Source organism: Deltaproteobacteria bacterium, from assembly GCA_026129095.1.
Classification (GTDB): Bacteria; JAGRBM01; JAGRBM01; order JAGRBM01; family JAHCIT01; genus JAHCIT01.
Window position 1 is genome coordinate 505525 of record JAHCIT010000001.1, and the last position, 15980, is coordinate 521504.

Below are 15980 nucleotides of genomic sequence, written 5' to 3' on the forward strand. Positions count from 1 at the left end.
GATCTTCCGGACTTATGGAGGTCAATGTTCCACGCTGAGAACTGCCACTCATCGACTGCATATGTCTGGATTCACGCCACTTTCCGGCTTATGTAGGTAAGTACGGCCTGAGGCCGTACTTAGGTCATTGTTCCACGGAGGCCGTACTTCGGAGAAACTCCTTGCGCGACGCGAGCTTAGGCCGCTTCAATGCCACCGGTGCGCTGCCAAGTTAGGTGATTCGTCACAGTGAAGTGCTGCCAAATTAGGTGAGCGGACCAGGCCGTACTTCGGAATCCGCGCCGCTGCCATAACTGCCCGATTCATTTGGCGATCCCGCCAAATCCCGCTTCTTCCCGTCAAGTCCCGCCTGCTGCAATGTTAGGTGCTAGTTCACACGGCAGCATTAGTTTTCACCCCGGCCGGAGTTTTCGGCATCCAAGCGATCCGCTGGGGTTCGCCATCCGGAACGCACTTGTACTGGTCAAAATCGGTCTGGCCCGCTGACCGTAGGAAATCTTCGTCGAGAAGTGCGTGACCGGTAAAGTCCCGGGGCTCTTTTCGAACTATCTCGAATGCCGCATCAGCGAGGATCGTTCCCTTGCGCCACTGTCTCGGTCCGCCGAGACCGAAATTGATAGTCGCCTGGGATTCGATGATCGTGACCGGCCACAGGGCGTTGGCCGCTATGTTATGCTCACGGACTTCCCCAGCAAGCCCATGGGCGATCAATGTCATACCGAACTTGGAAATAAAGTAGGCAATCCGCCCAGGCACATGAGAAAGATCAATGGGTGGGCTCATCATGATGATATGGCCCCATTTCTGGGCGATCATCCCCGGCAGGAATGCACGCGTTACGAGATAAGTCCCCCGAGAGTTCACCTCGTGCACAAGATTGTATTTTTTCACATCAGTCTCGATCATCGGCTTCCACCACAGGGCGCCAGCATTGTTCACGACAATATCCGCATGGCCAAAACGGTCCAGCACTGCCTTTGCCATCGAATCGATCGACTCCGGATCACGCACGTTGCAGACTACCGGGAACGCTTTGACGCCCAGCTTTTCACACTCCTCGGCAACACTGTAGATCGACCCAGGAAGCCGCTCGGTGGATTCGGTGGACTTGGCAGCAACGACAATGCTGCACCCCTCGGATGCAAACTTGAGCGCAATATCCCGCCCGATGCCTCGGGAACCTCCCGTAATTACTGCCACTTTCCCTTCAAGATGTTTCCCCATGATTCAAAAAACTCCCGGTCAGTTCCATCCAGCAAATGAAACGCCCGATGGCGCCAAACTTCATGCGTGAGGCACCGTGGATATTTGGTCATCAGGAACCGGAGGGCAAGGCCTGCTAAGGCCTTTCCGGTTTTCTACCGGCTCCGGGAACGCTAGGCTTGCATTGCAAATGGTTATCCGTTCACCAACTGACATCACACATCTTGGTGCGCTTGGACTTGCCCATGCGATCCGCGCCGGCGAACTGTCACCGCTCAATGCCGTGGACGCATTCATTGCCCGTATTGAAGCTGTCAATCCGAGACTGAATGCCGTCGTCGCGAACCGCTATGATGAAGCCCGGAGGGAAGCCCGGACTGCCGCCGAGCGGCTCGCCAAATCTGGCGACCCGCCGCCGCTGCTTGGCGTCCCGTTCACTGTGAAAGAGGCCATTGCCGTCACCGGATGTCCGCATACGGCAGGATCGGTCTACCGGAAACGGATAATTGCGCACACCGATGCCATCGCCGTCCAGCGGCTTCGCCGGTCGGGTGCGATTCCCATCGCCAGCACCAATATATCCGAGATGTGCATGTGGATGGAGAGTTACAATCTGGTCTATGGCCGAACGAACAACCCCTATGACCTTGGCCGAATCCCGGGCGGGTCGAGCGGTGGTGAGGGATCGATTCTCGGGGCTGGCGCATCACCTTTTGGAGTGGGCGGCGACGTAGGTGGATCCATTCGCATGCCAGCATTCTTCTGCGGCATCTTCGGCCACAAGCCAACTGGCGGCCTGGTACCCGTGGATGGGCACGCCCCTGAACCCATGGGCGATGTCCGGCGATATTGCACCATAGGGCCCATGACACGACATGCTGCGGATCTGGAGCCCCTGCTCAGCATTATGAGCGATACTCCTGTCCCGAACACCGATCCCGTTAGTTTCCGGGACCGCGTTGTCTATACCTGCGAAGGACTCGATTTTCCGCTCCCTCCCGCAACTGATGAGCTGAAGGATGCGCTCCGGCGGGCGGCCTCGGTATTCCGCGAACTGGGCGCTCAGGTCCGGCCATTTGATCCCAAAAAATTTGGTAACGCATTCTTCATCTGGAGCGCCATGCTGCATGAGGGCGGAAACCCTGAATTTGCCCGCATCATGACCGAGGGCAAAGACCCCGATCTTGTGGCGGAAACTGTCCGCTTCATCCTCGGCCGGGGACGGCACACCGTACCTGCGCTGGCACTCGCTATTCTTGAAAAACTGCTTGATGTGATACCGGGCGATGGGACCCGGCGGCTTGCGAAAAAAGGCCTGGAGGTACGGTCCGAATTCGAAAAAATCCTCGGTGACAATGCCATCCTGCTGATGCCTACTCACCCGCGACCAGCTCCCCGGCACAACGCACCGCTTCTCCGGCCAATGGATTTCGCTTACACGGGAATTTTTAACGTTCTGGAGGCACCTGTGACTTCTGTCCCCATGGGATACGGACAAGAAGGCGTACCACTCGGCATCCAGGTCGCCGCCCGCCACGGCCGCGACCGGCTGACGATTGCTGCCGCTCGAGTGCTGGAAGAGGCGCTTGGCGGTTGGGTGCCACCCAAAATCCTCGGCTAAAAGCCGCTACCGGTCATCATCCCGGACAACCATTTCGATCGTCCGCGCCTTTTCGCACCCCTTGAGCGAGCCGACTGCTCCCTCAACAACGCCAGCGACTATTTCCTGCAGATGTGCCTTTAGTGGTACACGTTTCCCGTCTACCCGCAAGGCCACCCGGTTGCCCGGCGGGGCAACAAGCTCGCTTCGGATAAAATCGACAAGGGAATCCGGACCAGGGAAATGACGGAGGCCCTCCACCGGCACATCCCCATAAATCCCCAGCAACTCACCGTGAGGTACCATCGGCTTCGATGAAATGGCTTTCCGCACTACCTCGATCTTGGGAAGCGGCGAGTCACGGAAGCCTTCCAGCAGCACAACGTCACAGCCGGCAAACCGTTCTTCAACCGCATGGACATGCTGGACAGGTCCATCTTCAAAAGTGGACGTCATACCCGGTGAAAGCAGAACACTCTTCAGCGCTCCTGCCCTGAGATGCCGGGTAGTATCCTTGCCCTCGACGGCAGCCTCGGCCTTGCCATGGCCATCAGCCTTGAGCGTACCAGTGCGGATACCCAAGTCGGTCAGCCGCCGGACGAGTATTTCGATCAGAGTTGTTTTTCCGCTGTTGGAAGCCCCGCAAATAACGAGTGTCCGCAGCATAATTACGAATCTGGCCTCTATCTAAATGACCGCGCCCGGCATCAGGACCGCTGGTTGCCTTCGCGAATCACCAGTGTCTGTCCGGCACGAATACGATCCAGATTAACGCCAGGATTCGAGCGGCGAAGGTCAGTAAGCGAAACACCATAACGGCGCGCAATGGCGCTAGCATTCTCGCCCGAGCGAACCTTGTGCAACCGCTCCACGCCGGCAGGAATATTGTTCCGGGCCGCGGTGGCTGTCGTGACGGACGTTGCTGATGGTAATGCCGGACGGAGTACAAGCCTGTCGCCTACATGCAGACGGTCCAGATTCTTGCCGGGATTGAGCCGAGTGATCTGGTTGATCGTGAGCCCGTAACGACGGGCGATCGTCGTGGCATTTTCACCGGAACGGACCATATGCAATCTGGGCAAACCTGTATCCGGAGCCGAACTGGAGGCTGATGCCGAAACCGATTTCGTTATGGGACGCGATGCGGGCGACGTTTCCAGAAGTGCAACCTGGATTCTCTGACCGGCATATATCCGGTTTAAATCCACACCCGGATTGAGCCGGCGCAGATCCGTCAGCGAAATGCCTGCATCACGGGCAATTGCAATAGCCGTATCACCAGCCCGAATCCGGTAGTTGCCGTCACCAGAGGTATACCCGCCACCAGCACTCGCCGGGGCGGAGAATTTCAGGGGGCGCTCTTCAACCATCCCCTTGATGGGATTAACCGGACTGTTTGACACGTCATCCGGCAGCGGACGGACCTCCACATAGGGCGAAGCCGTCGAGGCGAGAGCCACACTTCGTGCATCACCGGTCGACTTGTAGATCGTAAGCACGTCGCCCGCATTCACTCCTTCACGGCGACCTATACGGTTCCAGAGCTTAAGCGCATTTTTGGTCACACCGTACTGGCTGGCAATGCTGCGCAGGTTTTCCCGCGACACGACCACATGACCCACTTCACGGGCATTCATCGGCTCCACTGCATCGTGCCGCTTGAGCAGATTGCGGGCATGCTTCCAGTTTTTGGGGAGTTCCAGCGGCTCCATCGTGCGCGGTACCGGAAGAACCAGCATTTGTCCCGTACGAACTGCCTTTACGCCGCCGTTCATCTGGGAAATGGCGTCCGGGTCAGTGGCGAACTTGTAGGCAACCGACAACAGCGTGTCGCCTCCAGCCACCTCATAGCGCATAAAATCATCGAGTCCTTCGGACTGGGTAAGTTCATCGAAACGGGCAAGAAAACCGGGACCCTTGCCGCCCGGAACCCGAATCTCATAGCTGGCTACATTCGGGGGAACGAACCACCGGAGCAGGTGCGGGTTGAGTCGCTTGATGTCCTCAAAGTCACACTCGGCAGCCGTGGCAACCAGGTACAGGCTGGTCCCGCCGGGAACCGTCACCGTGTCGTAGTCGAATGCTTCGACTTCGGGGAGATGATGAAAGCCAAATTTCTCAGGCGCCTGGGCGATAATCGCGGCGGCCATGTATTTCGGCACGTACTCCCGGGTTTCGGGGAACAGACCTATCCGCTTACTGCGGATAGTACGCATCGCCCAGAAGTTGTCCGAACCGCTGCGTCGCTTGGTTGCACGAATTTTCCCTTCACCGGTATTATAGGCGGCAAAGGCCAGATACCAGCTTCCGAATTCGTTGTAGAGGTTTTCCAGATAACTGGCCGCCGCATGCGTCGCCCGTATGGGATCACGCCGTTCGTCCACCCACCAGTTTATCGCCATGTTGTATCTCACGCCCGTCGGCGCGATGAACTGCCATAGTCCCACTGCACGGGCCGTTGAATAGGCCCGCACATTGAATCCACTCTCGATCATGGCGAGGTAAATAATCTCTTCAGGCAGCCCCCGGTCTTGCAAAATCTGGCGAATCAGCGGCGAATAACGCTTCTCGCGGGCAAGCCAGCGCTCCATATAGGGGGCACCCTTGGGGCTGACAAAATAGGCAATCCATTTTTCGACGACTGAATTGTAAACAATCGGGACAAAGTGACGTGGTGTTTTCCCCTCGGACGGAAACCCTCTGAATACGGTCAATCCTCCCAGCCGCTCCGACAGCTCTGTGTCGTGCTGAGAGAAAAAACCATCCGACGGCAGGATGATCTCACGAGCGGTCTGTCCCTCGACTTCCGGCACGTCGGCTGGAATCTCTTCCATTTCTTCCAAGCCCTCGGACAGGAACGACTCAAAAGGGTCGGCACCCTCGCTATCGAGGGAAGCAACCGCGGCACTGTCTTCAGCGTCGGTGTCGTCAAGAGAATTATCGGCCGCATTCCCAGCGTCAGCCAGAGGCTCATTCTGGGAAATGGGGGAAACGGTGGCAGACGGAACGACGGGCTCCAGCGATGAGCCTATTCGGACCCAGTCACCTGCCTCCAGTTCCGCCACAGTTGGCGGAGGTGCCGCTTTCGTGGCACAGGATACGAGAAAAAAACCACCCATGGCGGTCAGGGTCTTCAGGGAAAACCACTTCATCCGGATTTCAGGCCTCCAAGTTGTATCGCCCCACCTGGCATTTTCCGAACGGTTGTGTGCAGCGCCTCTGGTCGACGCGCCGTCCGGTTTCCTTGAAAAACGGATGGAATTCCACCACTTAAGGAGTTCCACCCGCCCCAGCGGCGAATCGTTACGACGCTCCGCAAAAGGAAAAGTTCGCTCTTTGTCATTGTGTCCATCTTGATCCGAAGGGTCAACTGGTTTTCAAGCGGTTTTCGGATTAACGGACATTCCATAAGTAACATTAATTTCAGGGAGTTAGGCCCGGACTTGTCCACAATCACTCTGACACTGTCTGTTGCCCAGAACTGGTCGCTCGACCGGCTTGAATGGCCAGCCGTACGTGTCGCTCTTTCGGCATTTTGCCAGAGTCCCTTGGCGGCCGAGCGCATGCGCTCTCTTACGCCGAATCTTTCTCGTCAAGATGTGGAACGGATTTATACGCTGATCCGGGCTGCGACCGAAGTCGATCGTTTAGGTGCATGGCCCGGTCTCGCGAACCTTGTGGACATCACACCAGTTACGGCTCGTGCCGAACGCGGTGCTGTACTGGAAGGAACCGAACTGCGTGACGTGGCAAACCTAGCCAGCGCCGCACGGAGCTATCACCGGGTGCTGGGCCATTACAGTAACGGCCGGCCAGCACTTGCCGGCTGGCTCGCGCGAATACAGCCGGTAGATGAACTCCTTGACGTACTGGAAGATTCGCTCGACGCGGACGGTTCGCTCAAGGACAGCGCTTCGCCCGAACTGGCGCGCCTCCGTGAAGAAGTGCGTCACCGGTCACAGGGACTTCGAACGCGTCTGATGGAAGTATTGCGGTCATCCAGGTTCCAGCCGTTCCTGCAGGACGAATTTTTCACACTCCGTGAAAACCGGTTCGTTGTTCCGCTGAAAGCCGGCGCTCAGGCACAGATTGACGGCATTGTGCACGATACATCCAATACTGGCGCGACTGTGTTTATCGAGCCTGTCGAGGTGATCGACGCGAACAACCGGCTAAAAACGGCCATGGCAGACCTGGCCCGCGAGGAACTCCGCATCCGGCGCGAACTATCCACACAAGTGGCCGCCCGGTCTTTCCGGTTGTCCACAAACTTGGAATTGCTCACCGAGATCGACCTCATTCTGGCCCGGGTACGATATGCGGTTCGTGCTGAAGCGACAGTGCCGGACCTCGCCCCGCCAGACTCCCGGGGATTTCACTTGAAGGCACTGGCCCACCCCCTGCTCCGGCTCCAGCAAGTACCATGCGTAACGAATGATCTGAAAATCGACGCCAGGTGCCGCATGGTTATTGTGAGCGGACCCAATACTGGAGGGAAAACCGTCCTGCTCAAATCACTGGGACTCGCATCCCTGTGTGTACGTGCCGGTGTCCCGGTATCTGCTGCTGAAGGAACCCAGATACCTTTTGTACCGGCGGTTTATGCAGATATCGGCGATACCCAAGATCTTTCCGGCGCGTTATCCAGTTTTTCCGGACACCTTTTTCAGATTCGCCGGATTCTGGAAGAGGCCCAGCCGGGCTCAGTCGCTGTAATGGACGAACTGATAAGCGGAACCGATCCAGCGGAGGGTTCGGCACTGGGCCGGGCCCTACTGGACTCGCTTGATGCGCGTGGCGTCCTCGCCGTTATTTCGACACATTACGACGATCTGAAGCTGTTACCGTCTGAAAATGGGCGGCGGCTGGTGGCGGGGATGGAATTCGATCCAGTGACGCTGAAGCCGACTTACCGTATCCGGGTGGGTGTACCTGGCCATTCACGGGCAATAGAGGTGGCGGACAGGCTTGGTTTCCCGGCGGAAATTATCGAGAGGGCGCAGGGGTTCCTGTCTGAATCCGGTCGTGAGGTAACTCGTCTCATTGAGGAGCTGGAGGACCGGAACCAGACGCTTGAGCTGGAACGCAATGCCCTCATTGGCGAAAGAAAAGACCTTGAGAAAACCGAGCGGGAACTCAGGGCCGAAATTGCCAAGCTGAAAACGGCCGAAGGCAAAAAACTGGGCACTGACGTCGCGCAACTCCGCGAAGAAGTAAACGAACTCCGGAGCCTGGTAAAAATGATCCGTAAACAGGCAGAGACAAAAGCCGGAGCCCGCGATCTGGTAAAACGGGCCGATTCAGCCATTCAGCGGGCTATACATCTTTCAGGAAAAGCCCAGTCCGTAGAGATTGCCCGTGATGCCAGCCCCGCCCTGACCAAAGAGGCCGCCCGGCCGGGAACACCCGTGCGGCTTCGGGGATCAGATACCATCGGCCGGATCGATTCGGTTCCGGATGGAAAGGGACGCGTCTGGGTGGAGTTCAGCGGCCAACGTACGCAAACCACACTCGACCGCCTGATTCCAGTCAAAACAGCAAAAGCCAAGGAACGCCGCCAGTGGATTCCGCTCGGTGCGAAGATGGAATCCAGACTGGATGATATCGAGCTTGATCTTCATGGTATGCGTGAAGAAGAAGCCCTAAAGGAAGTAGAGAAATTTCTGGATACGGCGATGGCCCAGAACATGGACAAAGTGCGGATTATCCACGGCTTAGGTAGCGGAAGACTCCAGAAGGCCGTTCGTGAATACCTGAAATGTTCACCTTATGTCGCCCGGTTCGAAACGGCAGTGCCACAGGCTGGCGGCCACGGTGTTACCGAAGTTCTCTTGAAAGGATGACTCTGGTGGCCCTCAAGTCTTTGCCATCGGTCCGTCTTCACTGGCCTGCAAGAGGAGCAAAGGTACGATGGAACCCAGCCACGGGCCGGAACGAACCAGCCAACGCCAGTGATAAAAAAGCCTGTGGTTCCTGGCTGAAAGAACAGCGCTCCTTCGGCGACGGGAGTGAAAATCTCCTCATACACGGCGAAAATGCCGAGATAATGGAAGTGCTTACGGCAACTTATGCCGGACGGGTAAAGCTCATCTATTCCGACCCTCCTTTTAATACAGGCCGGACTGATTTTGCTGCCTATGACGATGCACTCGATACCAGTGTCTGGCTCTCAATGATGGAAGAACGGCTTCGACTGGCCTGTGACCTCCTGCGCCCAGACGGGACCATTGCCATCCATATCGGCACGGGGCAGGCCGGAAATCTCCGCGCGTTGATGGACGAGATTTTTGGTGCGGAGAATTTTCTTAACCAGATATGTGTCGCTGCAACTCCACCATCAGGTTTCAGGATCACAGGTGCAGCACTGCTCACAAGCGCCAATTACATCCTGCTTTATGCAAAAGACCGGACACAAAGACCACTCACACGGCTTTATCGGGAACGGAACTATGACTTCCAGTACCGTTACTTTCTGGAAAACCGCGAAGACTCATCCGAACATTGGCACTGGCGACCGGTCCAGGAGGTAGTTGCCGAAAAACTGGGTTTTCGCTCCCCCGCAGAGGCCCGGCGACGAGTGGGAGCGGACGCTTTCAAGCTTGAGCTGGCAAAACTCGCTACACGCGATGCGGACCGGGTATTCCGGTTGGCCGTAATCCGGGGTGGTGCCCGCCAGAAGCGGCTCACTACCATCACTAGATCGCTCAAATACCCCGGCCGGGTATTTATTCATCCTGGCGAGAACCTCCGCGATTTTTACATCCTGAACGGAAACCAGATGCTCTTTTACGACCGGCGGCTCGCCAAGGTGAATGGACAAACTGTTCCTGCCGAACCCCTGAGTGATATCTGGGCCGATATTCCCTGGACCGGCATCGCCAGCGAAGGTGGCGTCAGGCTTAAGGACGGCAAAAAGCCGGAAACCCTGTTGGCACGGGTGATCAACCTTGGCAGTTCACCGGGTGATCTGGTTCTCGACTTTTTCGGTGGCTCGGGCACAACCGCAGCCGTGGCACACAAACTGGACCGCCAATGGATTTCTATTGAAGCGAGTCCGGATAATCACCGGCTCTCAAGGAAGCGGCTGCAGCGAGTTATCAACGGCACCGACACTAGTGGTATAGCCAAAACCATCAGATGGACTGGAGGAGGCGGGTTCCGGGAACTGGTGATGAAGGCAGGAAAACAGGCAGGACATTCCCGCCCAGCCCATGTTATAAACATTACCCCATGATCCTTTCCGACCGGGATATCCGGCGAGCGCTGTCATCTGGGCGCATTCGCATAGACCCTTCGCCGCCTGATTCAGCATACCAGACATCGGCGGTTGATCTCGCCTTCGGCGGCGGTGTGCATGTCTGGAAGCCTGAAATTAAGGGGACACGCATTGCCATCGGACAGTTTGATTTCGCCCGGGTCGCCCGCAGTGGACTCAAGCGCCTGGCACCCGGACCAGACGGAGTATGGCGCCTCAAGCCCGGAATATTCTGTCTGGCCCTGACCCGTGAACGGATAGAAATCCCTTCCCGGTCACGTCTGGCGGCGAGGGTCGAGGGGCGAAGCTCGCTTGCCCGTCTGGGGCTTTCGGTGCACATGACTGCCCCCACTATCCACGCCGATACCCATGGCCAGATCACGCTAGAAATCCTGAACCACGGACCGTTTGAGCTGCTGCTCCGTGAAGGCGATCCAATCTGCCAGCTTGTTTTCGAGGAGCTTTCCGCTCCTCCGGAAACGGCCCAAAAGGAAACTTTCCGAGACCAGCGGAGTGTTAAAGGCCGGACCAGACGCAAACCCCGTTCTTGACTCTCTCCACGCCACCCCGCTAGACCGCGCCCGGCGGAAGCACCTCTCGTCAATCGGGAGCTTTCGTGGCGGTTTCGCCGTCTAGTTCGTCAGGTTCCCAATCTTCCCTGGAGGTCTCAAGTTTCAACCCATGGCCAAGTGTGCAGTCACCGGTGGCAGCGGATTTATCGGTTCCCATGTAGTGGATGCCCTGAAAGAGGCCGGACACGACGTCATTGTGATTGATCACCGTGTACGTCCCCACCGGACAGACGTGGGTTTCGAAGATGTGGACCTGCTTGATCTCTCCTCGATGATCTCGGCCACCAAAGGTTGCGAGCACATTTTCCATCTGGCAGCCGTGTCCAACGTGAATTATGCATTCAAGTATCCTGTCTACACGACCGCTCTGAATGTGCAGGGGACAGCCAATGTGCTGGAGGCAGCCAGGATCCACAATGCGAAGCGGGTTTACCTGGCCAGTACCGTGTGGGTTTACGCAGGTTCCCAGGCTCCCCAACCGATCGTCGAGGACTCTCCGTTCTATCTCGCCGAAGCAGGACATATATATACTTCGACCAAGATGGCGGCCGAAATGCTCTGCCACAACTACCGGCAACTGTATAACCTCCAGACAACAATTTTTCGTTATGGCATTCCCTATGGCCCTCGGATGCGCGAGGAGTTGCTGATTCCGATCTTCCTCAAGAAAGCATTTAGTGGCGAAGCCCTCACAGTCGCCGGCAAAGGCGAACAGTTCCGGAATTTCCTCTATGTGACCGATATGGCGAAGGCGCATGTGTTGGCCATGAAGGATGAGGGAGCTGGACAGGTGTACAATCTTGAGGGCCCCGAGAAGATCACCGTCAAACAGGTAGCCGAGGCCGTCATCAAGGCGGTGGGCAAGCCTATCGATATTGTCCACACCCCCGAACGCCCCGGTGACTATGGCGGCAAGGAAGTCTCTCCAGCCAAGGCCCAGAAGGAACTGGGCTGGAAAACAACAGTAAATTTCGAAGAGGGTGTGCGCCACACCGCTGAGTTTTTCCGGCAAAAGTGGGGCATTCAGAGCTGATTCCGGCCATCCCTGATATGGCCTTCCCTGTTACAAAGCTTTACGGGGAGACGGCCGCTGGATGCTGGTTTCCCCTCCGTAACGGCTTATAAAATCAGTGTTCATCCGCGTTGCCCGTCCCCGGACCGGCGGTTACGATCGCGCCTTTGGAACCCACTGGGTCATGCATGAGGGAGAGCGGACGGCCATCCGGTTTGACCGGAGAGGTACCGGGCAGGGTCATTTAAGATGAAGGCCAGTATGTCTGAATTCTGCCAACGGCCCCGCAGCCAACGAGGCTGGATCACTGTCCTGACAGTGGTGCTGTTGACGTGTGCCTTCAATACCGGTTGTTTCTGGATTCAGTCAGTTTCAACGGCCAACGAGCGGCATTCTACCGAAACCCGTGACGGCTGGAAGCTGGCTATGCACCGGTACAAGCCTGAACAGCTATCGGTCGAAAAAGAACCCGTGTTGCTGGTTCATGGTTTCGCTTCCAACCGGTTTACCTGGTCACTCTCCAGCGACCGGTCCTTTGCCACTTACCTTCTTGAAAAAGGCTACGACGTCTGGGTAGCGGAACTTCGCGGTTCTGGCGAAAGCGATGGTTCGGCAGTCTTTACCGACCGCAAGGCCGACTACAATTTTGACACATATATGAAGGTGGATCTGCCCGCCCTCATTACTTACATCCGTTATACCACCCAGCGCGATAACCTGACCTACATTGGGCACAGCCTGGGGGCGATGCTGGGCTATGCATACCTGAGTACCAATCCTGATGGCGGTGGCGTGAAGAATCTTGTCGCCCTCTCCGGGCCATCCAACTTCAAGGATCGCAACTCGGCGATTGATTTCATCATGAAGGTAAAAGGCCTGTTCATGGTGACTCCAAAGATATATGCCGAGCTGGCGGCCAAGGCTGCCGCCAACAATCTCGGCTGGACCGACACACGGTTCGATGCTCTCCTGTGGAACAACGAGGCGATCAACCCGCGCGCTATTTCCATGGTGGCCTACAACTCGGTATCCAATTTCCCGACAACCCTGCTTGAACAGGCTTCCGACTGGGTGAGCACCGGTGAATTCCGCTCAGCAGACAAGCTGCTCAATTATGAGGAACTCCTGCAGCAGATCGAGATTCCCTGTTTTGTGGGTACTGGAAAGGTGGACGCCATCGCCACACCACGGGCAGTGAAAACCGCCTTCGACAAAATCGGATCGAAGGACAAGGAATTGCGCGTTTTTGGCACTGCCAACGGCTTCGCAGTTGATTACGGGCATCTGGATCTTGTGATGGGCGACAAGGTTGCCCTTGAGGTCTTTCCAACTGTCTTCACCTGGCTGGAGAATCACTGATTATCATGATCTCCTTTCGCCATCTCTTTGCCGTCATAGCTGTGATGATTGCCTGCACAGGCTGCCAGGGACGAGCATTCAATCCGAATCTCCGGCTCGAACGTTTTCTGCCCAATGTTTCCCGGCGCCCGGACGTGCTGTTTACCCAGACCACCGATGGCAAGATACTCGCGCTTGAGCGTATCCAGCCGAACCAGATCAATCCTGACATGCCTCCTCTCATCTTCATTCACTCCGAGGGGTTTAACCGGAATTTCTGGACCGTGGCCGGAGAGCGATCGATCATTCACTTTTTCTCTCGCTATGGCTTTGATATCTGGCTGCTGGATCTGCGTGGCCATGGCGATTCGACGAAGCCGGAATGGTATAACGACGAAGACTGGGACTGGACGTTCGACGACTACGTGCATAAGGACATTCCCGCTGCCATCAGCTTCGTGCAGGGCCAGACCCGCTCCCGGCAAGTGACTCTCGTAGGGCATGGCGTGGGAGCGATGGCGATCTACGGATACCTCGAACTCGAAAACTTCTTTGATGAAGTGGCGAATGTCATCCTTTTTTCGCCGCCCGCCTTTCTGTCTGAATTCAACGAGTCGGTCTCGAAAGCCATTGGCCTGGCTCGCCAGCTTGGCAAGGATGACCCCCTGACATTGCAGTTCGCACTGGAAAAGCCTGAAAAGCTAGAGCTCTTCCATGAGATGTACATAGCCGGCTCCTTTATCCGGACGCCCATCATACGGCGACTCGGACTCACGGCCGTCGACAATATTTCGCCGCGGGTGATCCAGCAGGTACTCAAGTGGGTGGAGAACGAGGATTTCCTCTCGTCTGATCTCCAGCTCAGCTATCGCGTGAAGCTGGGCCTTGTGCGTGTACCAACCTTGATTATCTCCGGTGCGAAAGACCGTGTCGCTCCAGTTGGAGCGGTGAACTACGGTTTTCGTTCGCTCACGGTCTCGGACCGGGCCTTGCTCGTGTTCGGCCGGGACTATGGCTATATCCATGATTACAGCCACTTGGGACTCCTGCTCGGTGACGGCGCTTACGATGAAGTATTTCCCGTCGTATTCGAGTGGATCGAAGCACGGACGCCGGGCGTCCAGGCATGGGGGCGGTTCTGATGAATACGCCTCGGCGGTATCTGGCACTTTTCTTTGCCGTAACTCTGATTGGCACTACGGCTGCCGAGGCACAGGAGTCATTGGGGTCTATTTCGGATGATGCACCCACTGCCGAGGAAACCCATGAGTCCGGTGCGTCAGAAACTCCGCAGGAGACTGAAGCTGCCCCTTCCAATCCGGACGTCAAAGCACCCCCCGTCCCGGACCAGCGCTTCAAACCGGGCAAGGACGACTTCCCTTACGAGGCTCCTGATCCGGCCCTCAAGTATGCCGACGAGACATCGATCCCGATCACCGAGGCTGAGCGCCGGATAGGTGCCGGATCCCGCCGGTACGGCGAGGGCACCCTGCACCGGGTCAAGACCGACGATGGCTGGAAGATTGCGGTCCAGTATTACGAAGCGTCCACCTACGAAAAACTGTATCCCGTCATTCTGGTTCACGGCGAAGGGATGAACCGTTACATTTTCGATTTCGGACGGAACCATTCGCTCGCACGGTACCTGGCATCTCGGGGATATCCCACCTATGTCATTGAGCTCCGTGGCCATGGGTTGTCGTCAGTCGCTCTCGCGGCGCCATCAGCACGAACCACCTGGGTATTTGAGGATTACCTCAAGGACATTCAGGCAACGATAGATTTCGCCACCAAGCAGTTCGAAATCAACAAGGTGCTGTTGGTGGGACATTCAACCGGCGGCACGCTTGTATATGGAATCATGCAGAACGAACGGTATGCCCGGATGGTAGCCGGCGCGGTAACATTGGGTGCCCCCCTTCTCTACTACCATCCGAACGATACGCTGACGTCTCTGTTCAACAACCGCGACAAGCTGTTCCAGAACCGGGATCTGGTGGAAGTTACCACTCGCTACGGCTATTACTTGCCTGCGCCATTCGCCAAAAACACCGAAACGCTGCTCGGAGTGCTATTCTTCAACGACTATTTCCTGAACAAGCATCGGCTGGAACGGTTCCTGGACCACGGCATCGAGAACATACGGGTCGATATCCTGCGCCAGATGTCGCTATGGCTTCAGGAAGAGAAGGTTTATGGCACTGAAGACACTACCGTTAAATACGTAGAAGACATGAATCTGATCAAGTCGCCGATCTGTTTCATGACCGGCTGGCGTGACAATTTCGTCGAACCTGAGACGGTTATCATGGCCTCCGAACTGGTCGAACCGGGCCTGCGGAAACTCATAAACTTTGGAAAGGTCAACGGACATAACGATAACTACGGGCACTTGGGGTACCTGCTGAATGACTACGCCCTGGAAGACGTGTATCCGGAAGTCGGGAAATGCCTGCACGAATGGACCGAACGTGCAGTGACCGAGGAGCTCGGCATTGTCCCTGAGCCGGTCCAGGAAGAGATTCCCGATGCAGAAAAGAAACCAGAAACTGCGCCTGAACAGCGTGAAGGTCAGGATCTGGTGCCAGAAGAGATCCCGTTCCGCGAGATTCTCCCCGGCTTCTGATATCCTGCCATCAGTCCTCCTGTAAAAGCGACGCCCCGGATACTCGCCGAAGTATCCGGGGCGTCTTACCAATTACGATCGAGGCAACACAGGCGGTGGCCTGATCTTGATGGCCAAGTCCAAAATAGGTTGTGAACGGTCACAGACCGGACAAGCCGCTGTCGCTGCTTGTGGGCAACCTGAGGAAGACCCCGGAAACCCATTCACCACCGCTCAAAAATTAGACCACCGCCGAAACCCCATTCAACCATTCCCGAGAATTTATACAGAAAGTTTCCCTAAAGGATATGATGCACAGGAATCACCTGTAATTTCAAATGGTTATGATGCTAAATGGGTTCGATCACTTGTCCCATACCCAAATGCTACCTGGA

At 56.5% G+C, this 15980-nt stretch carries 11 protein-coding genes; 8 read left to right on the top strand and 3 right to left on the bottom strand.

Going from position 1 to position 15980, the window contains the following annotated elements; translation table 11 throughout:
• Nucleotides 1-372 precede the first annotated feature (372 nt).
• A complete protein-coding gene (locus KIT79_02240) occupies nt 373-1224 on the bottom strand; it encodes an SDR family oxidoreductase (protein MCW5828112.1) in 852 nt (283 codons plus the stop codon).
• A gap of 169 nt (nt 1225-1393) precedes the next feature.
• Between KIT79_02240 and KIT79_02245 the strand changes: the two genes are divergently transcribed.
• Nucleotides 1394-2824, top strand: a complete 1431-nt coding sequence (locus KIT79_02245) for an amidase (protein MCW5828113.1) — start codon at nt 1394-1396, stop codon at nt 2822-2824.
• 6 nt (nt 2825-2830) lie between these two features.
• Here KIT79_02245 and mobB read toward each other — a convergent pair whose 3' ends face one another.
• Nucleotides 2831-3469 (bottom strand): molybdopterin-guanine dinucleotide biosynthesis protein B, encoded by a 639-nt coding sequence (gene mobB, locus KIT79_02250; GenBank protein MCW5828114.1) that lies wholly within the window; start codon nt 3467-3469, stop codon nt 2831-2833.
• Between the two features lie 41 nt (nt 3470-3510).
• Nucleotides 3511-5955: a LysM peptidoglycan-binding domain-containing protein gene (locus KIT79_02255; GenBank protein MCW5828115.1), complete on the bottom strand. Its 2445-nt coding sequence runs from the start codon at nt 5953-5955 to the stop codon at nt 3511-3513.
• Between the two features lie 291 nt (nt 5956-6246).
• Between KIT79_02255 and KIT79_02260 the strand changes: the two genes are divergently transcribed.
• The 7 genes from KIT79_02260 (at nt 6247) to KIT79_02290 (ending at nt 15606) form a co-directional block, all read left to right on the top strand.
• A complete protein-coding gene (locus KIT79_02260) occupies nt 6247-8646 on the top strand; it encodes an endonuclease MutS2 (protein ID MCW5828116.1) in 2400 nt (799 codons plus the stop codon).
• Nucleotides 8647-8849: 203 nt separating this feature from the next.
• Nucleotides 8850-10037, top strand: a complete 1188-nt coding sequence (locus KIT79_02265) for a site-specific DNA-methyltransferase (GenBank protein ID MCW5828117.1) — start codon at nt 8850-8852, stop codon at nt 10035-10037.
• Nucleotides 10034-10609, top strand: coding sequence for a dCTP deaminase (gene dcd, locus KIT79_02270; protein MCW5828118.1), 576 nt, complete (start codon nt 10034-10036; stop codon nt 10607-10609). The genes KIT79_02265 and dcd overlap by 4 nt, the downstream gene beginning before the upstream one ends.
• 130 nt (nt 10610-10739) lie before the next feature.
• Nucleotides 10740-11663, top strand: a complete 924-nt coding sequence (locus KIT79_02275) for an NAD-dependent epimerase/dehydratase family protein (GenBank protein MCW5828119.1) — start codon at nt 10740-10742, stop codon at nt 11661-11663.
• Nucleotides 11664-12068: 405 nt separating this feature from the next.
• Nucleotides 12069-13001, top strand: coding sequence for an alpha/beta hydrolase (locus tag KIT79_02280; protein ID MCW5828120.1), 933 nt, complete (start codon nt 12069-12071; stop codon nt 12999-13001).
• Nucleotides 13002-13006: 5 nt separating this feature from the next.
• Nucleotides 13007-14122, top strand: a complete 1116-nt coding sequence (locus KIT79_02285; GenBank protein ID MCW5828121.1) for an alpha/beta fold hydrolase — start codon at nt 13007-13009, stop codon at nt 14120-14122.
• Nucleotides 14122-15606: an alpha/beta fold hydrolase gene (locus KIT79_02290; protein MCW5828122.1), complete on the top strand. Its 1485-nt coding sequence runs from the start codon at nt 14122-14124 to the stop codon at nt 15604-15606. Before KIT79_02285 ends, KIT79_02290 begins: the two co-directional genes overlap by 1 nt.
• Nucleotides 15607-15980: the final 374 nt, after the last annotated feature.